Source organism: Bradyrhizobium sp. 482_C4_N1_8, from assembly GCF_052075965.1.
GTDB lineage: Bacteria > Pseudomonadota > Alphaproteobacteria > Rhizobiales > Xanthobacteraceae > Bradyrhizobium > Bradyrhizobium barranii.
Window position 1 is genome coordinate 3,884,772 of the sequence record NZ_CP197231.1, and the last position, 21,501, is coordinate 3,906,272.

At 64.5% G+C, this 21,501-nt stretch carries 27 protein-coding genes and 1 tRNA gene; 15 read left to right on the plus strand and 13 right to left on the minus strand.

The window, feature by feature from the left end:
- The first annotated feature begins 8 nt into the window (after positions 1-8).
- Complete coding sequence (locus AB7Z56_RS18355) at positions 9-437, plus strand: hypothetical protein (RefSeq protein ID WP_166342223.1); 429 nt, start codon at positions 9-11, stop codon at positions 435-437.
- On the opposite strand, the gene AB7Z56_RS18360 is transcribed toward AB7Z56_RS18355, so the two are convergent.
- Positions 434-1,285: a LysR family transcriptional regulator gene (locus AB7Z56_RS18360; protein WP_283016793.1), complete on the minus strand. Its 852-nt coding sequence runs from the start codon at positions 1,283-1,285 to the stop codon at positions 434-436. The two genes, AB7Z56_RS18355 and AB7Z56_RS18360, sit on opposite strands and share 4 nt — an antisense overlap.
- A 113-nt stretch (positions 1,286-1,398) precedes the next feature.
- On the opposite strand from AB7Z56_RS18360, the gene AB7Z56_RS18365 reads away from it, so the two are divergent.
- Positions 1,399-1,821, plus strand: coding sequence for a tautomerase family protein (locus tag AB7Z56_RS18365; RefSeq protein WP_208070100.1), 423 nt, complete (start codon positions 1,399-1,401; stop codon positions 1,819-1,821).
- 45 nt (positions 1,822-1,866) lie between these two features.
- On the opposite strand, the gene AB7Z56_RS18370 is transcribed toward AB7Z56_RS18365, so the two are convergent.
- The gene (locus tag AB7Z56_RS18370) at positions 1,867-2,580 is read right to left on the minus strand and encodes a DNA helicase (protein ID WP_283016792.1); all 714 of its coding nucleotides are present in this window, start codon (positions 2,578-2,580) and stop codon (positions 1,867-1,869) included.
- Between the two features lie 199 nt (positions 2,581-2,779).
- The gene (gene lipB / locus AB7Z56_RS18375; protein WP_283016791.1) at positions 2,780-3,517 is read right to left on the minus strand and encodes a lipoyl(octanoyl) transferase LipB; all 738 of its coding nucleotides are present in this window, start codon (positions 3,515-3,517) and stop codon (positions 2,780-2,782) included.
- A gap of 82 nt (positions 3,518-3,599) precedes the next feature.
- Between lipB and AB7Z56_RS18380 the strand changes: the two genes are divergently transcribed.
- The gene (locus tag AB7Z56_RS18380; protein WP_015685538.1) at positions 3,600-3,842 is read left to right on the plus strand and encodes a FliM/FliN family flagellar motor switch protein; all 243 of its coding nucleotides are present in this window, start codon (positions 3,600-3,602) and stop codon (positions 3,840-3,842) included.
- A gap of 218 nt (positions 3,843-4,060) precedes the next feature.
- Positions 4,061-4,145 (plus strand) — tRNA-Leu (locus tag AB7Z56_RS18385).
- 155 nt (positions 4,146-4,300) lie between these two features.
- Here AB7Z56_RS18385 and AB7Z56_RS18390 read toward each other — a convergent pair.
- The 3 genes from AB7Z56_RS18390 to AB7Z56_RS18400 form a co-directional block, all read right to left on the minus strand.
- On the minus strand, positions 4,301-5,122 hold the full coding sequence (locus AB7Z56_RS18390) for a DUF2182 domain-containing protein (protein ID WP_283016790.1): 822 nt from the start codon (positions 5,120-5,122) through the stop codon (positions 4,301-4,303).
- A gap of 49 nt (positions 5,123-5,171) precedes the next feature.
- Positions 5,172-5,801 (minus strand): DUF1326 domain-containing protein, encoded by a 630-nt coding sequence (locus AB7Z56_RS18395; RefSeq protein WP_063982744.1) that lies wholly within the window; start codon positions 5,799-5,801, stop codon positions 5,172-5,174.
- Positions 5,802-6,050: 249 nt separating this feature from the next.
- Entirely contained in the window at positions 6,051-6,383 is a 333-nt protein-coding gene (locus AB7Z56_RS18400) for a hypothetical protein (protein WP_441256389.1), read from the minus strand.
- Between the two features lie 200 nt (positions 6,384-6,583).
- Between AB7Z56_RS18400 and AB7Z56_RS18405 the strand changes: the two genes are divergently transcribed.
- On the plus strand, positions 6,584-7,759 hold the full coding sequence (locus tag AB7Z56_RS18405; RefSeq protein ID WP_283016788.1) for a lipase family protein: 1,176 nt from the start codon (positions 6,584-6,586) through the stop codon (positions 7,757-7,759).
- A 45-nt stretch (positions 7,760-7,804) separates the two neighbouring features.
- Here AB7Z56_RS18405 and AB7Z56_RS18410 read toward each other — a convergent pair whose 3' ends face one another.
- The 3 genes from AB7Z56_RS18410 to AB7Z56_RS18420 form a co-directional block, all read right to left on the minus strand.
- Entirely contained in the window at positions 7,805-7,990 is a 186-nt protein-coding gene (locus tag AB7Z56_RS18410) for a hypothetical protein (protein ID WP_071913000.1), read from the minus strand.
- Positions 7,987-9,201, minus strand: coding sequence for a zinc metallochaperone GTPase ZigA (gene zigA, locus AB7Z56_RS18415; RefSeq protein ID WP_283016787.1), 1,215 nt, complete (start codon positions 9,199-9,201; stop codon positions 7,987-7,989). Before zigA ends, AB7Z56_RS18410 begins: the two co-directional genes overlap by 4 nt.
- Positions 9,202-9,426: 225 nt before the next feature.
- Positions 9,427-9,684: a hypothetical protein gene (locus AB7Z56_RS18420; RefSeq protein ID WP_174770120.1), complete on the minus strand. Its 258-nt coding sequence runs from the start codon at positions 9,682-9,684 to the stop codon at positions 9,427-9,429.
- A 215-nt stretch (positions 9,685-9,899) separates the two neighbouring features.
- On the opposite strand from AB7Z56_RS18420, the gene AB7Z56_RS18425 reads away from it, so the two are divergent.
- Positions 9,900-10,274 carry a hypothetical protein gene (locus AB7Z56_RS18425; protein WP_014494631.1) on the plus strand — a complete coding sequence of 125 codons (375 nt, stop codon included), beginning with the start codon at positions 9,900-9,902 and terminating at the stop codon, positions 10,272-10,274.
- Between the two features lie 3 nt (positions 10,275-10,277).
- On the opposite strand, the gene AB7Z56_RS18430 is transcribed toward AB7Z56_RS18425, so the two are convergent.
- Both AB7Z56_RS18430 and AB7Z56_RS18435 read right to left on the minus strand, forming a co-directional pair.
- A complete protein-coding gene (locus AB7Z56_RS18430; protein WP_283016786.1) occupies positions 10,278-11,591 on the minus strand; it encodes a polysaccharide deacetylase family protein in 1,314 nt (437 codons plus the stop codon).
- A gap of 161 nt (positions 11,592-11,752) precedes the next feature.
- Entirely contained in the window at positions 11,753-12,559 is an 807-nt protein-coding gene (locus AB7Z56_RS18435; protein ID WP_283016785.1) for a polysaccharide deacetylase family protein, read from the minus strand.
- Positions 12,560-12,641: 82 nt separating this feature from the next.
- Between AB7Z56_RS18435 and mgtE the strand changes: the two genes are divergently transcribed.
- The 4 genes from mgtE (at position 12,642) to AB7Z56_RS18455 (ending at position 16,650) form a co-directional block, all read left to right on the plus strand.
- The gene (mgtE, locus tag AB7Z56_RS18440) at positions 12,642-14,063 is read left to right on the plus strand and encodes a magnesium transporter (protein ID WP_028150524.1); all 1,422 of its coding nucleotides are present in this window, start codon (positions 12,642-12,644) and stop codon (positions 14,061-14,063) included.
- A 227-nt stretch (positions 14,064-14,290) separates the two neighbouring features.
- Positions 14,291-14,626 carry a helix-turn-helix domain-containing protein gene (locus AB7Z56_RS18445; RefSeq protein WP_354131469.1) on the plus strand — a complete coding sequence of 112 codons (336 nt, stop codon included), beginning with the start codon at positions 14,291-14,293 and terminating at the stop codon, positions 14,624-14,626.
- A gap of 151 nt (positions 14,627-14,777) precedes the next feature.
- The gene (locus AB7Z56_RS18450) at positions 14,778-15,596 is read left to right on the plus strand and encodes an aldo/keto reductase (RefSeq protein ID WP_231142135.1); all 819 of its coding nucleotides are present in this window, start codon (positions 14,778-14,780) and stop codon (positions 15,594-15,596) included.
- 49 nt (positions 15,597-15,645) lie between these two features.
- Positions 15,646-16,650, plus strand: coding sequence for a hypothetical protein (locus tag AB7Z56_RS18455; protein ID WP_063982753.1), 1,005 nt, complete (start codon positions 15,646-15,648; stop codon positions 16,648-16,650).
- A gap of 245 nt (positions 16,651-16,895) precedes the next feature.
- Here the strand turns inward: AB7Z56_RS18455 and AB7Z56_RS18460 are convergent, their stop codons facing one another.
- Positions 16,896-17,294, minus strand: a complete 399-nt coding sequence (locus AB7Z56_RS18460; RefSeq protein ID WP_135214881.1) for a hypothetical protein — start codon at positions 17,292-17,294, stop codon at positions 16,896-16,898.
- Between AB7Z56_RS18460 and AB7Z56_RS18465 the strand changes: the two genes are divergently transcribed.
- Positions 17,284-17,433 (plus strand): hypothetical protein, encoded by a 150-nt coding sequence (locus tag AB7Z56_RS18465; RefSeq protein ID WP_187388028.1) that lies wholly within the window; start codon positions 17,284-17,286, stop codon positions 17,431-17,433. The genes AB7Z56_RS18460 and AB7Z56_RS18465 overlap by 11 nt on opposite strands.
- Positions 17,434-17,959: 526 nt before the next feature.
- Here the strand turns inward: AB7Z56_RS18465 and AB7Z56_RS18470 are convergent.
- Complete coding sequence (locus tag AB7Z56_RS18470; RefSeq protein ID WP_063982755.1) at positions 17,960-18,676, minus strand: DUF599 domain-containing protein; 717 nt, start codon at positions 18,674-18,676, stop codon at positions 17,960-17,962.
- A gap of 124 nt (positions 18,677-18,800) precedes the next feature.
- On the opposite strand from AB7Z56_RS18470, the gene AB7Z56_RS18475 reads away from it, so the two are divergent.
- From AB7Z56_RS18475 to AB7Z56_RS18490, 4 genes are all read left to right on the plus strand, one after another.
- Positions 18,801-19,463 carry a glutathione S-transferase family protein gene (locus tag AB7Z56_RS18475; RefSeq protein ID WP_063982756.1) on the plus strand — a complete coding sequence of 221 codons (663 nt, stop codon included), beginning with the start codon at positions 18,801-18,803 and terminating at the stop codon, positions 19,461-19,463.
- 89 nt (positions 19,464-19,552) lie between these two features.
- Positions 19,553-19,921, plus strand: a complete 369-nt coding sequence (locus AB7Z56_RS18480; protein ID WP_166342151.1) for a YidB family protein — start codon at positions 19,553-19,555, stop codon at positions 19,919-19,921.
- A gap of 205 nt (positions 19,922-20,126) precedes the next feature.
- Entirely contained in the window at positions 20,127-20,318 is a 192-nt protein-coding gene (locus AB7Z56_RS18485) for a hypothetical protein (RefSeq protein WP_014494643.1), read from the plus strand.
- A 156-nt stretch (positions 20,319-20,474) separates the two neighbouring features.
- Entirely contained in the window at positions 20,475-21,470 is a 996-nt protein-coding gene (locus AB7Z56_RS18490) for a hypothetical protein (RefSeq protein WP_063982758.1), read from the plus strand.
- Positions 21,471-21,501 lie beyond the last annotated feature (31 nt).

Sequence of the window (21,501 nt, forward strand, 5' to 3'; positions counted from 1 at the left end):
GTGATGTCATGTCTTGCGAGACCTGCCCGCGCGTGGTGAACGGTTGGTTTCGGGGATGCTTGACGGCAGCGACGACATTGGCGGCATTGCCGGTCATCGCGATGATCCTGTCCCTGCCGTACCGGGGTCTTGAGGAGAACCTCGGCGGTATCATCACCTTGGTCTTGTTTGTCTTGCCGCTGATCTTGATCCTGGTCTGCCTGCTTAGTGGGATGCCGGCCGCACTCGTGATCTTGTTCGGGGAAGCGCTCCGCATTCGCTCTGTGTTGTTCTACGTTCCTGCCGGTGCGGCGATCGGTGCATTCATTTGGCGGATCACCGTTGGGGCCAACCATCCGTTGGGGCTGCTCTTTGTACTGGCCGGAGCTCTCGCGGGAATCGCCTATTGGTTCGCCGCGGGCAAGTATGCGGGCGAGGAGGGGCAGCCTGAGCGCTAGGCTGCCACGCTCCGAAACGTCGCCGCCACCGCACGCAGCGCGGCGAGCTTGGCGGGATCGCTGACCTTCGAATGCAGCATTACCTTCGAGCTGCCGAGCTTCGGCAGCTTGTGCGCGGGGCCGATGTCGACCAGCCCGGGAGGCGCGATCCGGCGCGCGAGCGGCGCAATCGCAAGGCCGGCAAGCGCGGCCGCGACCACCGCCGTAACGCCGCCGCCGACAAAGCGTTCGCGCCAGGCGAGGCCGGCCTTGTCGAGCGCGCGCACTGCGATGGCGCGGACGCCGCAGGGCGGGGCGAGGGTTGCGAGCGGCAGCGGCTCACCCTTCGGCAGGGTGAAGCGCCGTGCGGCGAACCAGCCGAACTCGTCTTCGGCCAGCTTCTCGCCGCCGCGGCGACTGCCTTCCTGGCGGACGATCACGGCATCGAGCTGACCTGCGTCGTAAGCGTCCTGCATCTCGCGTGAGAAGCCGATGGTGACGGCGAGGGTGAGACTTGAGGACATCGCGTGCAGGCGTTCGAGCAGCGGCACCAGCTCGGGGCCCGCGGCATGGTCGGAGATGCCAAGCGAGAGCGACTGCGCAGTCGATGTTTCGCCCGACAGTGCACGGTCATGCGCCTCCATCAGCGCGCGGGCGCGATCGAGGAACGCGGCGCCGTCGGCGGTGAGCCGGACCGCGCGCGGCGAGCGCTCGACGAGGCGCTTTCCCAGCAATGTCTCGAGCCGCTGAAGCTTCAGGCTGACGGCGGCCTGCGTCGTGCCGAGTGCTTCGGCGGCGCGCGTAAAACTCTGGAGGTCGGCGACCAGCAGGAAGGCCTTGATGGTGGCGATGTCGAGCGTTGCTGTCATTATGAATGGTTATCACTGGTATCAACAGAGATAAGATACCAAAATGACGGGGCAAGGTCTAGCTTCTCACCAACGCCGCGCAAACTCCGCGCAGCATCTTGAGGAGAACCACCATGCCCCTGATCACCGTGTCCTACACCACCTCCCGCCAGTCGCCGTCGCTGAAGGCCGATATCGCCAACGCCGTGTCCGAGCTGACCGCAAAGATCCTGCACAAGGATCCCAGGGTGACCGCCATCATCGTGAAATCGGTCGACGCAGGCGACTGGTTCGCCGGCGGCAAGTCGCTCGCCGAACAGAAGCTTGCGAGCTACTGGATCGACATCCATGTCAGCGAAGGCACCAACACCAAGGACGAGAAGGCGGCCTATCTCGCCGCGATGTTCAAGCGCATGGCCGAGATTTTGGGCCCGCTGCATCATGAGACCTACCTGCATGTCGACGAGGTCAAGGGCGACGCCTACGGCTTTGGCGGCCTGACCCAGGAGCGGCGCTACATTGCCGGCAAGCTCGAAGTTGCGTTGCAGGCGGCGTAAGGTAGCTGGCCGCGGGTGAAGAATCTCACCCGCGGCCTGAAGCCGTCAGCTCGCCGCTCGGAACTGGACTTCAGCGTTGTTGATGAAGCACGTCTTGTCGAACAGCTTGAGGTCCAGCGGGTTCGGCAGCCTGATATCGTCGAGGTCTGGGCACGGCTTGACCGACGGATCATATGATCGATCGATCTGCGAGATGAAGACGACGATCAGCCCCGCATCGCGCGCGAAGGATTTCAGTGCGCGCACCTGAACAGCGAGATCAGGATTTTCCCGCCTCTGGTCGAGCAGTTGCAGATAGTCGATCACCACGACCGTGCCACGAGGCGCCGCGGCCATCTGCTTGACGACGTAGTCGGCGCTGATGGCGTCGGAGCAGTCAACCTCAAACAGTTTGTCGAACTGCGCCGGCGCCACACCGATCGCCCGCAGGCGATCCAGCACATCATTCTGCGTGTACTCGAGCGAGAAGAACGCCGCGCGATGGCCCGACTTCATGGCCTCGACGGCCAATTCGAGGCTCATCAGCGTCTTGCCCTGGCCGGGGCGCGCGCCCACCAGCACCAGATCACCCGGGCGGAATTGCGGGAACAGGCGATCGGCGGGCGTCAGTGCGGCGGCCTTTGCCGCGAGCATGCTCCAGGCGGAAAACCCTTCCGTCGCAGCGATGCGGTCAAGCGCGTCGTGGAGCGGAATGCCTTCCTCGCGCGACAGGCGCTTGGCTCGTCGCTTCAGATGATAGATCGGCGCAGAGAGTCTCATCGTCAAAACCTCCCATTGCGAGCAGAAAGCGCAATCCCTCCTTATGCCTGGCGCTCGAACAGTCGGTCCGACGATCATTCGCCCGGCATGATGTCTGCTTTCCCGGCGGAGGGGGGAGGCGTGGGCGGCACCTGAAACGAGCATAGCCGATTCCACCACAAGCGGAGAATATGCGCCGGTCAGGCTCGAACAGGAAAAGTTAGACGGCCGCTTCCGCCACCAGCGCGCGGGTTGGTCCGAACAGCTCCTCGAACGCCTGGCGCAGCGCCACGTCGACATCGGCCATGGTCACGAGCTGGCCGAGATCGACCAGCGAGGTGACGCCGTAGCGGGGGTCGGCGACGCCGCAGGGCACGATGCCGGCGAAATGCGACAGCTCCGGCTCGACATTGATGGCGATGCCGTGGAACGAGACCCAGCGCTTCAGCCGCACGCCGATCGCCGCGATCTTGTCCTCGTGCTCGGGCCCCTTGTCCGGGCGCTTCACCCAGACGCCGACCCGGTCCTCGCGCCGCTCGCCGCGGATGTTGAAGGCGGCGAGCGTCCGCAGGATCAATTCCTCCAGGCTCGCGACATAGGCCCGGACGTCCGGCCTGCGCCGCTTGAGGTCGAGCATGACATAGGCCACCCGCTGGCCGGGCCCGTGATAGGTCAGCTGCCCGCCGCGCCCAGTGGCAAAGGTCGGGAAGCGGGGATCGAGCAGGTCGGTTTCCTTGCCCGAGGTGCCGGAGGTGTAGAGCGGGGGGTGCTCGAGCAGCCAGACCAGCTCGGGCGCCTCGCCGGCGGCGATCTGAGCGACTCGCGCCTCCATGGCGGCCACGGCCTCCGGATAGGGCACCGGCGCGTCCGAGATTCGCCACTCCACGGGCTCGCCGGTGGAGGCGGAAAACGACGTTAAATCGAGGTCTTGGCGGGGGTTTTGAGGCGAATTAACCATTGGCTAACCATAACGTGGTGATCATCTGGGGAGCAAATGCCAAGTCCTTTGGCTTAAGTCCCAAGTTGCGGCGGTCCTGACAGTGCCCACTCTCGATAAAGTCACCGTGGATCTCATGGTCGTCCTCGGGACGACCACCATGCCGATCCATCAAGTATTACGTCTTTCCCGCGGCGCCATCATCGAACTGGACGCAACCGAGGCCGACGAGGTCAAGGTTCTCGCCAACAATCTGCCGGTCGCCTCCGGCGTCGTGCTGGTCGACCGCAACCGGATCGCGGTCGAGGTCAAGCAGATGCTGCCGCGCACGACGGGCACGCGATAGCGGCCCGGGCACGCGGTAACGGCCCGGGCACGCGGGAGCGGCCCGGGGTAGCCGGCAGGGCCGGGGCCCTCGATAGGGCCGATCCGGGCAGGGGTCCGGATTTTTCCTGCCAAGCTTGTGGAATTCTGGGCCTTTGCAGGCTTGTACCCCTCTGATGGATTTGTTAGATCGGCGCCGTTGATCCGGCAGGCCTCAAGCCCTAAGCCGGCATCCCCAAAGCGCTCGTGGCGGAATTGGTAGACGCGCTGCCTTGAGGTGGCAGTGAGTAAAATCGTGGGGGTTCGAGTCCCTCCGAGCGCACCAACCTCGAAAGCCGATCGATGGAGAGACCGGCTCAGGCAGCCCAGGTCTTCGCCGTTCGGCCGTCCCCGCCTGACGGTTCGAGTGTAAGGCTGGCGGCTCGGCGTGATCGCCGTTTGCAACAGGGCACGCGTACTGAACATCACGCAGGTTGCTCATCACCGCGGCAACGACACCAGTAGCCAGACGCCGGCGGCCGCACACGCAATGCCGGCGGCGCGCGCGATCCATCGTCCGATCGGCGTAAGTTTCTCCAACAGGACGAGCAGGGCCAAAAGCGCAATCCAAAGCACGTTCATCACCCCGCCTACGAACAAAAGCGCCATCAAGACCCAGCAGCAGCCGACACAATAGCCTCCGTGCCGCAGCCCCAGCAGCAGGCAGCCTCGCAGGTCGCCGCGAAAGCCGCCGTGGCGCATCAGGAACAGAAATGGCGACTGGCATTGGGCGAGACAGACGTCCTTGAGCGGTGTCCATTGATAGACTCCCGCCGCGATCAGCACGATTGCACTGAGCAGATTGCTGGCGATCGTCATCCGGGAATCCAGCAGGACCGCCCGCTCGATCGCCCATTGGAGTAGGGTTGCTGCCAGCGAAAAGCCGCCCCAGGCGAGGAGATAACCGGCCGCAAACCAGCCGGTCGCAGCGAACGGCTTGCCCTGCGCTTTCCCCTGTCGACCCACGCGGGCGTACATGAGGATCATGGGTGCTGCCGAGGGTGCCATCATCCCGACCATCATCACCACCCACATCAGCAACACATACGCGAACTCGATCGCTCGCCATGGCTCGCTCGCCGGCAACATGATTCCGATCCCGGCCGGGATCATGCGGAACCCGGTCATGTCCATGCCGCCCATGTCCATGTCCTTGGCGAGCCAGAGCACATAGGCCCATGCCAGTGCGACAATGATCCCGATCGCGCCGCCGACGATCCAGCGATCGCGCCGCAGCACGGTTTCCAGGGGGCCGTCGGTCATTTGCGATAAGTGTTGCCGGCCTTCTCGCAAGGCCGGGTCAGGAGTTGCATCACGCCTGGTTCGACCAGCGGATCGGCGCATAGAGGCCGTTCTTGCCGGAATTGTCCCAGCGCATGCCATGATCGCTGAACGTATTACCGGCGGCGCCGACCGCCATGACCATCCTGTCGGGGCTGACTGGATGGCCGATGTTGGCCCACATTTCCCCGCTCGGATGCATGGTCGGCAACGGGTCGACGGACATGTGCAGAATATCAGGGATTTCCGCGGACCGCGTCTTGCCCTCGATTCGGAATGTGATCGGGACCTTGCGAACCCCCAGGTTCTTGCTGATCAGCGGTGTGAACGCGGCCATCGGACCACCGGCGGCGCCGGTGAAGATCGCAGCTAGAGCCTCGGTCTGCTCATCGTTGGCGCGCTGGTCGATATAGGCGGCCACCGACCAATCTCCGTCCGCCATGATCCCCGGCGCGTGGAGGATAACCAGGACATTGAGTCCATCGAGCTCGATGTTGCCATAGCGGCCGCTCTCGACGTGGAAGATCAGCGGTACGTTACAGAAGCCCTCGGTCGGTCGCGCGGTCAGCGGGGGAGCCGCCGACACGAGGCAGGGACACACGATGCTGCAACTGCAATTCTCGAAGTAGTCGCCGGAAAGGTGCCATGGGACATCTGCCATCGCCATCTCCCGCTAGGCCGAACCCGTCAGATTACTTTCGAATAAGCTACGTGGAGTTGAAAGTTACGCTGCGTGGCGAAGTCCCGCAAGCTGAAGTCCCGCAAGCTATTGTGAGGTTCGGTCAATCCACGGGAAAGAGCACCTATCAGCTGGAGATCCACCTGAACTCTTTGCCCATTTCCGCAAGCCATTGAAACTTCAATAAATGCGACCGCCCTCCGAGCGCACCAAACGGCGGATCGCGCCGCTTTAGCCGGAGTAGGGGCCTGTTTCTGCCGAAATGCCCTCGCAGATCAAGTCGATGATCTGATCATAGAACATCAGACGAAAGTGGCTGCATCGGACGAGATGCGTCTGAGCGAATCTCTTCAGCCCATCTGATTTGCCGAGATTGACCACGGCAGCCTGGCGCGGCGGCGGTCCCCAATCGATTGTGTCGAAACTGAAATTATAGACTTCCTCCGGCGTGATCATCGAAACCTGTGGCCGATGAATCCGCAGATGCCTCATGTCGCTTTCGATAGAACAGTGCGCGTCCGGTTGGAATGAGTTGGAGCGGGCAAAGCCTGGAACACCGGCCACCCCGCGGGATCCTCCCTGCTCACGCAATTGTTCCTGGACGTAGCCTGCCAGGGGCGCTGGTCGATCGACACCTTCTTATTGCGCTTCTATGCTATCACATCTTATAATTGATGAACTCCGAGAGACACGAAATATCGGTCGCTGGCTTCCGGGTCCGAACACGGGCGGCTGGAGTCGAGCACCTTTGCAAGGAGGGCAGCATGACGCTCAAGTCGGGATTCCAATTCGCGGAGGCGCAACTTCTGCTTGAGATGGCGCAGCGTGCCTACGCCGGCACGCCATCGCTGACCGAAGCGGTGGCAACCTGCGGCGTGCCCTCCGTGCCCGATCCAAGCTCAAATTGGGCGATCCGCAAGGACCTCACCCCGACGAGTGCCACGCTATTGGATAATTACTGGCAGGTCTGGCAGAACCAGAGTGACACCACCCAATACGCGATCGCGGTGCGCGGCACGGTCGCAAGTGCGGCCAGCGTGTTGGCCGACTTGCTGTTCCCGCTGATCAACGCGCGCTTTGACGTGAAGCTCGGTCCGATCTCGCTGCCGTTCTATCTTGCCCGCGATGAGGGTGACAGTGCGGTGAAAGCCGGTGTGCATTCGGGCTTCGCTCTGAGTTTGCTGCTCATGCTGTTCACCACCGATAGCCCGTTGTTCGTGACCTTGGGGCTGCTCGCGGAGCAGGGCAACGACGTCTACATCACCGGGCACAGCCAAGGTGCCTCGATCGCCACGCTGCTGACCTCGCTGGTCCGGCACTCGACGGATGTCTTTAAGGGGCCGGCCTACAAGACCTATACCTTCGCGCCTGCCAAGGCCGGCAACGACCATTACGCATACGATTACGCGCGGCTTGCCGCCGTCGACGGATACGGTTGGGCCGCGACGTCGACGCAGGACTGGGTGCCGCAGGCACCGTTTGCCCTGGAGTGGATATCAGACCTCAACACGCCAAATCCGCTGCGTGGGTTCGGCGGCAGTCTCAATCCTGAAGCAATGATCGCGCTCGGCAGCGTGGTCACCGACGGTGAGAGCGCAGTCAATCGCGTTCGCGACGATGCGGTGAGGCGGCTCAAGCAGCGGGTCGAGAGTCTTTCTCGGAGACTGATATCCGAGACGATCCATTTGACCGCCGCCGATCTCGGCGCGGCAACCGCCGCACCGATCACGGGATCAACGATCTCGGATTTGATCCAACAGATCCTCGGCCAGATTCAGGCCTCGCTGAACTATGCTGACGCCGGCGCGCTGCTGCCGCTCTTTGCCAACCCGGGCGGCAACCCGACCGATGGGACGCCGGGATGCCAGAAGCTGGACTATTTCTGGCAGCACCACCTCGGCAACTACCTGAAATACATGAAGCAGCAATATGGCGGCTGAGCCGGGAAGGACTGCGTGCGCCCTCCGAGCGCACCACCTTCATCCTTATCGCTGTTTTGGCTGGATTTCGGCGACTGCCTCGCGCGGTGCTCGTTGGTCCAAGCGATCATCAGCTTGTCCGCCGGTCAAAGTGACCGGCGGGAATATGCTGTCGTAGATCGCACGCGCCTCACGGATGAGGCGCTGCCGCTCGAGCTCGGATTTCGGAACCAATCGAACGACGTTGGTCATTTGCGTTCCGCGGCTTCGTCCGCGCGGCGCCAGACCGGGAAGGGGTCTGCGAGCTTCGCCCATTCCGTGACGTTCATCGCCGGCTTTCCCGGGACGAGGCAGGCATCCAGACGGGCGCGGAGCGAACCTTCATCCATACTGGTGCCGATGAACACGATTTCCTGGCGGCGATCGCCATAGATGTCGTTCCAGTTCGCACGCAGCTGCTTCCGCCAGGACGGATCATCCGGCCATCGTTCCGCGGGTACGGCCGCCCACCAGAAGCCAAGCGCCTGCGTGCGCGTGATCGTGCCAGCCTGGCTGATCTCGCCAAGCCATTGCGGGCGCGTCGCCAGCCAGAAATGTCCCTTGGCGCGAATGACGCCGGGCCAGGGCTGCCTGACGAACTTGTCGAACTTTTCGGGATCGAACGGCCGGCGCGCGCGATAGACGAAGTTCGTCACGCCGTATTCCTCGGTCTCCGGCACGTGATCGGCAAAGCCGTAGAGCTCTTTGAACCAGAGCGGATGCTGCTGCGCCCGCTCGAAGTCGAACCGGCCGGTGTCGAGAATGCGATCGAAGGCGACCCGGCTGTGGTTGGCTTCGATCAGATCCGCGTCCGGATTGAGCGCGCGGATGATTTTCCTGGCCGCCTCGCGCTGCGCTGGCGAGGCATCGTCGACCTTGTTGAGAACGATCACGTCGGCAAATTCGATCTGCTCGACGAGGAGATCGACGAGCGTGCGCTTGTCGTTCGCCAGCGCTTCGCCGCGCTGATCGAGAAAATCCGTCGACGAATAGTCTTTGAGCAGGTTCACGGCGTCGACCACGGTGACCATGGTGTCGAGACGCGCCACATCGGAGAGGCTTTCGCCGTCTTCGGAACGGAAATCGAAGGTCGCCGCAACCGGCAGCGGTTCGGAGATGCCGGTGGATTCGATCAAGAGGTAATCGAAGCGGCCATTTTCTGCGAGGGCGCGCACCTCCTTCAGGAGGTCGTCTCGCAGTGTGCAGCAGATGCAGCCATTCGTCATCTCGACGAGCTTCTCGTCAGTCCGGGACAGGTTCGCATCGCCATCGCGAACCAGATCCGCATCGATGTTCACCTCGCTCATGTCGTTGACGATCACGGCCACCTTCAGGCCGTGCCGGTTGTTCAGGACGTGGTTCAGCAAAGTGGTCTTTCCAGCCCCGAGGAAGCCGGACAAGACGGTGACGGGGAGTTTTTGCATGGAGATCGAAGAGCCTTTTCAAGGGGATAGGGCGGTGACGCGTGGGGAGGGGCATTGGGACCGAATATGTAATGTTATAACATTACATTCGTTGGCGACGCCGACGTCAAGCCGTTTTGCAGCTCAGCTGAAATTCACGCGAACATTGAGGTGGATGATCGTTGTAACGATCGGCTGCCGCTCAGCCCTAGGCAGCAGCGCGCTCGAAGGACCGGCGCGACGGACTTAGCCGTATTCGTCGCCAATCCCGTATTCGCGGTAGATCTCGAGCGGATCCGTGTCCGGAAACAGGCGGCATTTGGCCTGGGCGAGGTGCAGGCTCACCGCCGACGGCTCCTTGCCGTTCGCCAGCATCTTGCGGATGTCGTCCATATGCGCGCTCGGCTGGTGTTTTGGTTCGAGCTGCTCCAGCGCGACGAGCGCAGTCGCCAGGGCCTCGGTCAGCACCCAGTCGTCGTGGCCCGTGATTCCCTTCTTCGGCATCGGCAGACCCCACATGCGGTGGCTGTGCCAATGTACCGTAGCTTCCGGCGAATCTCCATCGCGCAGCTGGCAACCTCGCGCTTACGTGGAACACGCAGGCCCCGGTACTCTCGCTTGCATTATGAACGCGCGTGGCTAAAAGGCGGCCGGCGATCGAATCTTTGTCGAAATAAAGATGACGTAGACGGGTCGCACCGCTCAGGGCTGGAGCCAGCATGGTCTTTCTTAGCTTCGTCTACCGCTTCGTGACGAACTTCGCCTTCATGGCGATGGTCTATTTCAGCCTGAATTTCATGGAGAAATACCAGAACCGGGCGATCCTCGCGATCCTCGTGCTGGTCTATGCCGGCATGCGCGCGGCCTCGACGCTGCGTGCGTTCTATTTCTTCCAGAAGATCGAGAAGCTCGAGGCGGAGACCAAGCGCCTGCAGGCTCCGATCAATGACGGTTCGGGCGCAACGAACGCGCGCAAGCAGGTCGTGGCGGACGTTGCCCGGCTGCGCCGCGACGGCGAGCTCAAGTCCTATATGGACCTGTTCTTCCTGGCGCTGATCGTGCTGCTCTGTGTCGCCAACATCATGCGCCAGTAGAGCTTACTGCGCGCGCTTCTTCAGGCTGGCGACGCGGGTCGGATGCGTCGCGGAACTCCGCGGTGTGGCGCCCTTGGGCGCCGTGCTCTTGGGGGCAATGCTCTTGGGGGCGGTGCCCGTAGCCTGCGCGGTGTGCTTCGCTCCGGCCGGCGCCGTATGTGCGGTCCGATGTCCGCGCGACTTGCCGGCCTTGCCCTTGGCCGCATGGGGCGTCTCGGCCGCCATTGCCAGCCGCATCGCGGCGCGCCGCGACAAGGTCGTCGACAGCAGGACCTCGACCGAGCCCTCGGGGATGGCAAAGAGATCGCGGTCGGGCACGGGCAGGGTGGCTGCGACATTCGCCAGCGCCATTGTCTTGCGCGGCAGCAGCGGCTGATGCTCGGTCTGCGCGTTGAGGTCGGCAAGCGAGGGCGCCGGCAGTGTCTTGGTCTGCGCGAACACGAAGTTCGGCACGGACGGCCAGCGGGCGATCGGCACGGTCTCGGTCGGTGGATGCAGCAGCCATTCCACCGGCGTGGTCGGCGTTGCCGGCCGGTCGGCGGTCGCGGGCACCACATGCACGATGCGATAGCCGCGCGCCTTGAGGTCGCGGATGATCTTCGGCAGCGCCGCCACCGTACGGGGCTGGATGTCGTGCAGCAGCAGGATGCCCTTGCCCTTGGCTTCCAGCCGCTGGATCGCGAGCTGATAGACGCGGTCGGACGACACATGGCGCCAGTCGTCGGCGGGGAAGTCGGCGCTCCAGACCTGGATGCCGCGCGAGATCAGGAGGTTTTCGACGCCTTCGGCGCGCATCAGGCCGGGAATGCGGAAGAACGGCGCGAGCTTGGACGAATCGGTCATCGCGGCCGAGGTCCACTCGATGCCGCCGTTGATCTGCGCCTCGGCCTTGTCGAGCGGCATCCGGTCGAACGTCAGCGGATGGTTCATGCTGTGCGTGCCGACAGTGTGGCCCGCGGCAATCAGCTTGCGCACGCCTTCCGGGTTCGCCTTGGCCTGCTCGCCGATGATGAAGAAGGTCGCCTTGATGCACTCGTCGTCGAGCATCTTGAGGATCTGGTTCGAATATTTCGGCAGCGGACCGTCGTCGAAGGTCAGAACGACTTCATGGTCTTTCAGCGGCAGCGTTTCGCGGTACTGCATGGTGCCGATGCGCGGATGCTCGCGCGGATCGACCACGAGGGTGCGGGAGGTCCCGAGTGCATCCGGATGGCCGGGACAGTCCGCCGCAAGGGCCGCCGGTGAACCGACGACCAACAGCCCCAGACACAGGACGATCCACGATCGCGTCCGAACAACAACGCTACTTCCGATCATGAACCTCGTCTGCCTCCTTACGCGACTGCCGCCTCAATTGGTCGGAGACGCCCAGAAACGGTTCAGGCGCAATACCCTCTACATCCTTGCATGCCGTAGCATGAACAGACTGTTAATAGGGCCCAAATCACCCCATTTTGCACCGCCGTGACATTACGGCATCAATGCGCATCGGCGCTCTTCTGTGATGTGCCCGCCGGCACGACGTGAACGACCCGATAACCGTTGTCCCTGAGGTATCGCAGGAAGGCCGGCATGATCGCGGCCGTGCGTGCCTTGGGGTCGTGGAAGAGGATGATGCCCTTGCCGGCGGCGGCGAGGCGCTCGGTGACGAGCTTCAATTCCTGCTCCGGCGTCATCTCGTTCCAGTCGCTGGCCCAGAGGTCGGCCCCGAACACGACGATGCCGCGTGACTGGAGCAGGTCGAGCTGCGCTGGCGTCCCCTCGAAATAGGGGAAGCGGAAGAACGGCGTCGAGGGCGTCGTCGTCGACGCGCCTTTGAGCGCCGTCTCGTCGGCTGCGATGCCGCGGTCGATCTCGCTCTTCGCCTTCTCGAACGGGATCCGCGCCATGAACGGGTGCGACCAGGTGTGGTGGCCGATGGTGTGGCCCTCGCGCGCGATGCGCTTGACCATGTCAGGATGTTCGGAGGCGTGCAGGCCAATCAGGAAGAAGGTCGCGCGCACGCATTCCTGCGCCAGCGCCGCCAGCACCTTCGACGTCGTCGGCGGATGCGGGCCATCGTCGAAGGTCAGCACGACCTCGTGATCGGCGAGCGGCAGCGTCTGCGGAAAGCTCTTCAGGCCGACGCGCGGCGTGGTCTTGGCGTCGACGCTCAGAACGCGCGAGGTGCCGAGCGCGTCCTTGCGCGGGCAGTCCGCGGCCTCCGAAGCGGCGATGCCGGCGAGGCCCGCGAAGACCGCGCCCACCGAGATCGACATCCATTTCAGCCGAAGCATCTTTGCCATTGCGCTCGCAGTTCGCTTGTGGGTATTGCCTGACCGTCAGCTCAGACCACTCGTTCCAACCTGTCAAACGGCGAGGCGCGCCATGGATGAACATATGGACGGTGCCCCATCCGCCGAGGCCTCGGTACTCGACCACGTTCCGATGCGCAATGAAGACGGCGAAATTCGTCATGAATTCGTCGAGGAGATTGCCCATGCGATCGAGGCCGGCGACAGCGCCGCGCTGCGCGCCTGCGTCGCCGAGCTGCACGAGGCCGATCTCGGCGATCTGATCGGAGCTCTCGCGCCCGACCACCGCGTTCGCCTAGTCGAGCTGACCGGGCGCGACTTCGACTTCTCGGCGCTGAACGAACTCGACGAGGGCGTGCGCGAGGAGATCCTCGAGGAGCTGCCGCCGGAGACCGTCGCGGAAGGCGTCCGCGAGCTCGAATCCGACGACGCGGTCGAGCTGCTGGAAACCCTCGACGAGGCGGAGCAGGAGGAAATCCTCGAGAAGCTGCCGTTGCAGGAGCGCGTCGCGCTCGAGCGCAGCCTGCTTTATCCCGAAAATTCCGCCGGCCGCCGGATGCAGACCGAGTTCATCGCGGTGCCGCAGGATTTCACCGTCGGGCAGGCGATCGACTACATGCGCGAGACGCCGGATCTGCCCGACCGCTTCTACGAGATCTACGTCGTGGACAAGGACCAGCACTGGCAGGGTGCGGTCTCGCTCGACGTCCTGCTCCGCGCTCGCCGCCCGGTGGCGCTTGCCGAGCTGACCGACGAGGATCGTCGCCGCGTCTCCGTCCTGGAGGACCAGGAGGAGGTGGCGCGCATGTTCGGCAAGTACAATCTCGTCGCGGCCCCGGTGCTCGACACCCAGGATCGCCTGGTCGGCGTCATCACCGTCGACGACGTCGTGGACGTGATCGAGGAGGAGGCGGACGAAGACCTCAAGGCGCTCGGCGGCGTCAACAGCGACGAAGAACTCTCCGACACCGTGTTCACCATTGCGCGCGCGCGGTTCAACTGGCTGCTGGTCAATCTCGCCACCGCCTTTCTTGCATCCTCGGTGCTCGGCCTGTTCGAGGGGCAGCTCGAGAAGATGGTCGCGCTTGCCGTGCTGGCGCCGATCGTCGCGAGCCAGGGCGGCAATGCCGCGACCCAGACCATGACGGTCGCGGTGCGCGCGCTTGCGACGCGCGAGCTCGGCTCCTCCAACGCCTGGCGGGTGGTGATGCGCGAAGGCCTGGTCGGGCTCGTGAACGGCCTTGCCTTCGCCTTGATCACGGGCATCGCGGCGGTGGCCTGGTTCAAGATCCCGGGCCTCGGCATCGTCATCGGGCTTGCGATCATCTGCAACCTCGTCGCGGGCGCGCTCGGCGGCATCCTGATCCCGATGGCGCTCGAACGTGTCAGGGCCGATCCGGCGGTCGCGTCAGGCACGTTCGTCACGACGGTGACCGACGTCGTCGGCTTCTTCTCCTTCCTCGGCATCGCGACGCTGTGGTTCGGGTTGAGGTAAGGCGCGCTATGCCCTCGCGTGTTCCGGGCGCGCTGCAACGCCCTTCGCGTTGCTGCGCAGAACCGGGACCCAGAAAGCAGCACGGCACGTGGTGGCGAAATGGGCCCCGGCTCAGCAGCGCACCGCTGCGCGCTGCGCTGCGTCCGGGGCACGAGACCGTCTTCGCCCACCATCATCTTTAATCCGAACTTAAGCGACCTGCCGCATCATTGCCCGTGCTTGGGGGAATGAACATGCGGTTGCGGCTGAAGGCGGACGGACGGGTCGTCGAGTTGCGGGATGGGCAGGAGCTTCCGGTCCAGTCGTTTGCGGTCCAGCCGTTGCCGGTCCAGCCGGCGGCCAATGCCGCCCCTGGCGAAGATGCCAGCTCGCTTGCGGTGCGCGCTCTGCGCCGTCGCGCCTGTCTCACCCAGATGGAGTTCGCCGCCAAGCTCGGCGTTCCCGTCGAGACCATCCGCAACTGGGAGCAGGGCAAGCGCGCCCCGCGAGGACCCGCCCGCGCGCTGCTCGCCGTGATCGCGCATGCGCCGGACACCGTATTCCAGGCGCTCGCCAAAGCCTGACGTCAAGGCCGGGCGCGAACCTCCCGTTAGCATTGCCCTGAATATCCGGCCCGGCGCCGGCGCCGGCGTCGTCCGTTGGCAGTGTCACGGGCCGGGTCCATAATGGCGCCCGGATGATGTTTTGAGGCGATCGCAACAGAGAGGATTCCTCATGCTGTTCGTCGAGGCCAATGGCGCAAGGATACCGGCGATCGGGCTCGGGACCTGGGAGCTGGGCGGGCGCGCTTGCGGCCGCGTGGTCGAGCAGGCGCTGCGGCTCGGCTATCGCCACATCGACACTGCGCAGGTCTACGACAATGAGCGCGAGGTCGGCGACGGCCTGCGCGGCTCAGGCGTGCGCCGCGACGACATCTTCCTCACGACAAAGGTCTGGACCAACCATTTCGCGCCCCATGATCTCGAACGCTCGGTCAAGGAGAGCCTCGCCCGGATGCGGCTCTCCTCCGTCGATCTCCTGTTGCTGCACTGGCCCAATTCGCACGTGCCGCTGGAGGAGACACTGGGTGCGCTGTCGCATGCCAAGCGCATGGGCCTGACCCGCCACATCGGCGTTTCCAATTTCACCGTGGCGCTGACCGAGCAGGCGGTGGCGCTGTCGCCGGAGCCACTCGTCTGCAACCAGGTCGAATATCATCCTTATCTCGACCAGACGAAGGTGAGGGCAACCTGCGACCAGCATGGCCTCGCACTGGTCGCCTACAGCCCGATCGCCAGGGGGCGCGTCAAGGCCGACCAGACGCTCGCCGGGCTCGGGCGCGCGCATCGCAAGACGCCGGCACAAATCTGCCTGCGCTGGCTGGTGCAACAGAATGTCGCTGCGATCCCGCGCACCTCGCGCGTCGAACGTCTGTCGGAAAACATCGATATTTTCGATTTCGAGCTCTCGGACGACGAGATGGCCCAGATCGCCGCGCTGGCAAATCCCAAGGGCCGCCTGACCGATTTCGGCTTCGCGCCAAAATGGGATTGAGAGGGGGCCGCTGTATGCTAGGACCGGCGTGGCAACCCAAGATCGATCGATGGAACTGCGGAAGATCATACGGACGGACATTGCAGCGTCGGCGGTCGCGCATCTGACGCTGGTGGCGCTGATTATCCTGATCAGCGAAGTCCATCCGTTTCACGCCGCGGTGCCCGAGACTGTTTCGGTGGACATCGTCACGCCGGAGCAGGTGAAGGAGGAGGAGGCCAAGGCCGAGGAGAAGGCTCAGGAGCAGGCTCAGGAGCAGGCGAAGGAGAAGCCGCCGGAGCCGCTGCCGGACCTGAAACTGCCGAAGCTGGATTTCACCGACAAGGACAAGGCGGAACCCGCGCCGAAGCCTGCGACCAAGCAGCAGGCCGCGGCGCCGTCGCCGTCACCGCAGGCCTCGCCTGAACCGCAGCAGAAACAGCCGCAGCCGCAACCCTCGCAGGCACCGAAGCAGCGGGAGGCCAATGTGCAGCCGCAGCCTCAACAGCCGCAGCCGTCACAACAGCCGCCTCCGCAACCCCAGCAACAACCGCCGCCCCAGGTGATGCCGCAGCCGCCGTCGCAACAGCCGCCGCCACAAGCGATGCAGCAGCCGCAAGCGGCGCCGCCGGCCTATCAGGCGCCGGAGCCTGACGTGACGGTCAAGTACGGCGTCATGCTGGGCTTGCCGCCGGAATTGCCGCCGGAGCTGCCGAAAGACGCCCCCAAGGACGATGGCGGCGATGCCAAGGATTCGATCGCAGCCAAGCTGCCACCCGAGGTCATCGCCGCGCTGCGTCGCCACCTGAAGAGCTGCGCCAAACTGCCGGCCGGGGTCGACCCGACCGACAACGTCAACATCAAGCTGCGCACGGTGTTCGCCACCGACGGCACGCTGGCCCGCCCGCCGATCCTGATCGAAGCTCCGCCATCCGCGAAGGGCGTGGCCATCGTGAAATCCGCGACCGCCGCGCTCCAGGCCTGCCAGCCCTACAAGATGCTGCCGCCCGACAAGTATGGTGAATGGAAGATCTTGGACCTGCCGTTCTCGCCGCGGGATTTTGGCGGAGGGTAGGCGGCTCGTACCCATCCTGCGAGCTAAGGCCTCCCGGTTCGCGGCTTCAGCCATGCCATGATCACGGCGTGCGGCGTTCTCCGGCTGCGTGGCAAGCTATGTCTTTCGATGGTGCGCCGTGCAAAGGCGCCGGCCTGCTCGGCGGAGCCTCGCTGCGCCGGCGCGAGAGCCATCCACTCGCGAATGACGGCACGTCGAATTTTCGATTTTGGCATCGGATCAAATCCATGAGTTCGGGTGGATGTTCACGCGGCCTGCCGAAGGGGGATGGCCTCCGAGCGCCGCGCCAGAAGCACGCTGCCACATGGATGCTCGGCGCCTTGCAGGACGACGAAGCCGCGCTTCGTCACTGCGGCACGAAGAGTGTCCTTCGCAGCTGCCTTCTGCGCGTCGAGCCAGATCACCAGCACGGCGCGGGGGCTCAGGAAATCGTCGAGCCAATCCACTGTCGCATCGAGTGCGTGAAGCGTGCGTCGCCGCCAATCCACGAGCGCGACTTCATATTGACCTGCCGGCCGGCCGCAATTACCTGCAGCAGCCGCCAGCAGATATCCGCGACGATGCAGCTCAATCACTAATTCCATGCTCTTCGCGCCGACCACGACGATGCGTTGCCGCGTCGAGCAGTTCGCGATGGCCATCATCGGATCGATGATCCTGTCGCTGACCCCTGAGTTCGACATCATTTCACCAGTTCGCTACGCCGCGCGAGCTTGCGCGACGGAGCGGATATGGTGCCGGAGGCTGTATGATTTCGAGATTGGCGCGATCGCGGTTGCATAGGATCGGCATAGGACCGGCCTCGGCCGCGCGCTGCCGGAAACTTACGCCGCGCTTATAAACAGACGATGCACTCCCCATCGCATTCAAATGCCGTCAGCGCCATTCTTCCGGCCCGCGCGTGCTATCGCGCCTTGCCTGGAGACAAAAATGTCCGCTTACCGTGCATTGATCGTGGGACTACACGATCGTCCCATCAGAATGATTCACATGGATTGCATCGATGATGAAGCCGCGATCAGCTCCGCGGAGAGGCTCGTCGACGGTCGCGACGTGGAGCTCTGGCAGATGGATCGGCCTGTGGCCAGATTCGATTGCCGGTCCGGGACGATGCGCAGGAAGTAGGCCGGGATATCGCCGAGTGGGCGAGCCTCGCGCCTTGGGATGACGGAGCTAGTCGCGTCGTCATTGCGAACGTAGCGAAGCAATCCGGACTGTCACCGTGAAAAGATCCTGGAGTGCTCGCTGCGCTCGCAGTGACGGTGTGGAGAAAACGCGTGCCGCCCTTCGCTCGCGCGCAGCAGATGCCTCAATAGCCGCGCTTCCGCGTCTCCGCACCATCCATCTCCTCCGGCGCCATCGCCGCCCATGCGCTCGATGCGAACTGCCTTCGCCAGGTGACGATCACCACCGCCGCCGTGGTCACGAACAGCACCCAGGGGCTGACGAACCAGCCGAGATAGCCGAGTGCGAAGAAGAAGGCGCGCTGGCCGCGGTTGAAGTGGCGGCCGGCGGATTCGAACAGGCGCGAGGTGCGGATGACGTGGGCCTCGGCCTCGGGCGTGTCGCGCCGGTCAGCCGGCGGCATGCCGCCAAACAGGATCGCGACATAGTTGAACAGGCGATAGGCCCAGGCGAATTTGAAGAAGGCGTAGACGCAGATCAGCACGAGGCCGACGCATTTCAGCTCCCACATTGCGGGCGAGGTGCTGAGGTCGATCGGCAGCTTGCTCAGGATCGTGATGGCGTCGTTGGTGGCATGCAGCAATGCCAGTGCGCCGCCGAGCGCGAACAGGCTGGTGGAAGCGAAGAAGGCGGTGCCATTCTGGAGCGAGGCCATGATCTGCATGTCGACCATACGGGTGTCGCGGTCGAGCAGGCGGCGGACCCAGACCTCGCGATAGCGGTTCATGCGCGCCGACAGGCTGTCGCGGCCATAGGCCGAGTGCTCCAGCGTCAGGGCATAGACCAGCCATTCGATGATGAAGAAGCCGACGGCCGTGATGTCGACCCAATGCCTGCCCATGTCTCACTCCTCACGAAGATCGCAACGATTGCCACGCGCGGCCGGGTGCGGCAACGATTGATTGGCAGCAGGCGATGGCGCTAAAAGCAGCCGCATCCAAAGGACCTAGGGAAGGACCAGCGACATGGCAGCGCTCAAGCTCGCGATCGGAAACAAGAACTACTCGTCATGGTCGATGCGGCCATGGCTCGCACTGCGCGCCAATGACATCCCGTTCGTCGAGACCGTCATTCCGCTCTACACGGATAATCCCGCGGACAAGGATCGGATCCTGTCCTTCAGCCGCGCCGGCAAGGTGCCGGTGCTGGTCGACGGCGACATCACGGTGTGGGATTCGCTCAGCATCATCGAGTACATCGCCGAGCGCTATCCGGACGTGAAGCTGTGGCCCGACGATGTCGCCGCCCGCGCACACGCCCGTTCGGTGTGCGCCGAGATGCATTCCGGCTTCATGGCCTTGCGCAACGAATGCGGCATGAACCTGCACCGCCCCGTGGGCGCCGTGACGCTGTCGGCGGACGCCAGGGCCAACATCGCGCGCGTGCAGGAGATCTGGCGGGAGTGCCGGGCGCGCTACGGTGCCAAGGGACCGTTCCTGTTCGGCCGCTTCGGTGCGGCGGATGCGATGTACGCCCCGGTCGTGCACCGTTTCCGCACCTACGCGATCGAGGTCACGCCGGAGACCAGAGCCTACATGGACACGATGATGGCGCTGCCGGCGTTCCAGGAATGGACCCGTGACGGGATCGCCGAAACGCTCGTCATCGAGAAATTCGAGAACGTCTAACCCGCGAATGTGATCGGGCGCCGCTTGACGATGTGCAGGCTGGCGGCGCTCAATCGCGGCGGAAGGACCGCTTGGGAGAGGGCAGGGGCATGGGAATTCTGGACTCGCTGGAAAACAATCCGGCGCTTCGCAGCGCGCTCGGCCAGCTCGGCGCCGCGGTCCTGCCGGCGGTGTTGAACGAGGTGCTCGGCAGCAACAATCAGGGCGGCCTCAGCGCAATCGTCGCGAAGCTCCAGCAGTCCGGCTTCGGTGACCAGGTCAAATCCTGGCTCGGCAACGGCCAGAACCTGCCGATCTCGGCCGACCAGCTCCGCGCGGTGCTCGGCAGCGACACGGTTCGGCAGCTTGCGGCGCGCTACAACATCCCGGTCGATCAGCTCGGCCAGATTCTGGCCCAGGAACTGCCCAAGGCCGTGGACCAGGCAAGCCCGGAGGGGCATCTGCCCCACACCGCCTGAGGGAGCCGGTTCCAGCGGTATCCTCCACTCACCGGTTCCCGCACTATCGTCCTGAAAATACTGCCGGATCGGCCTATTTGCCATGCCTGTATACCGCTGGCCAAAACGCCGCATTGCGTGCTATATGTCACGCCGGGTTTTCAGCCGGTCCGACGCAGTGGGACCCTGGGCACGGCCGGCGCTGTTTGAGTCATGGAGATGGGCGTTGAAGCATAAATTCCCCGTGGGAACGCGCGTACTGTTCACTGCCAGCAACGTCGCGCGCCCGGCTGCGAGTGGCTCATACGAGATCATCCGCCTGCTGCCGACGGATGGCGACGACTGCCAGTACCGCATCAAGAGTTCGACTGAAGCGTTCGAGCGCGTCGCCAAGGAAAGCCAGCTCGCCCAATCCTGACGGATGACGGTGCCGCGCGTTGACATCGCGAAGGAATTTGCTTCGCTCGCCGTCAAAAGGCCCCCTTCGCCTCGACATGGTGAACCGGGGGCAGTTGCCGACTCGCGGGGGCTCGCTTTGACCATTCGCTCTTTGCTCGCGTGAGGGACGTCGCGCATGAACTGGGCATGGGCCACTTCGTTCGACCAAATCTCGCGCCCACAGGCCTTTCCGATGTGGATGATCCTGGTAGCCGCCGGCCTCCTCGGCCTGATTCTCCTGATTACGCTGGTGCGCGCCGAAAGGTCGGTTGCCAACGGCGCGCTGACCGTCATCACGCTGCTTTCCATTGCCATCGCCGTGGCTGCCACCGTGCGCGTCTATGGTCCGGCGGAGGAGGCGCCGCCCGGCGAGGCGCGCGCGCAGAGCGCGGTCGTCGCCAGCCTGCCGGCGCTGTCCTGTCTCGACGATCTCGCCGGCAATGCCGTGGCGATTGGTTGCGAGAAGGCGCTGTTCGGCTCGCCTGACGCGGCGGCTGCGGCGGTCTCCTACACCGCCGCACGGATCGACCGGCTCACCGCGCTCGGCGATGCCGCGACCGCCGAGAAGAGCCTGACGCTGGACGTGAAGGTGCTGCGCAAGGCGCTCGAGCGCGATCGCTACGGCTTCGTCGCGCAGGTGCTGGTTGCGCGCGACGGCTGCACGCAGTTCGACTGCCCCGCCTTCCGCTCGCTGACCGATCAGCAGCGGGTCGCCGCCAACATGGATTCCCATCTCTACGACACGCTGGTCGCACGCTATGCGCCGGGCTGGAACGCGCCCGCAACGGCCCCGGCGATGCCGGCCACCGCGGCGCTTGCCGGGATGCCGCCATCGATGCCGACGGGCAGGCCGACCAATGCGGAGTTCCCGAGCGCGTCTTCGACGCCGCCGGTGAGCATCATGAATCCGGAGCCGCCCACGGCGGCGGTGCGACAGGCGGCGCCTGCCGGAGGCGCAGCCTCGGCGCCGCGCGCGTCCGCTCCGACCTCGGCGCAGGCTGCTGCTCCTGCGGCGCCGGCTGCGAAGAAGCCGCCGGCGCCGAAGGCCGCGCGTGCGCCGGCCGCAGCACCGGTTCCGCTCGCCCCGCCGGCCCCCCCAGCCGCGGCTCCTGCGGCTGCGGATAACGAATAGTTCGGCATTCCAAATGCGTGGCGGCCCGGCT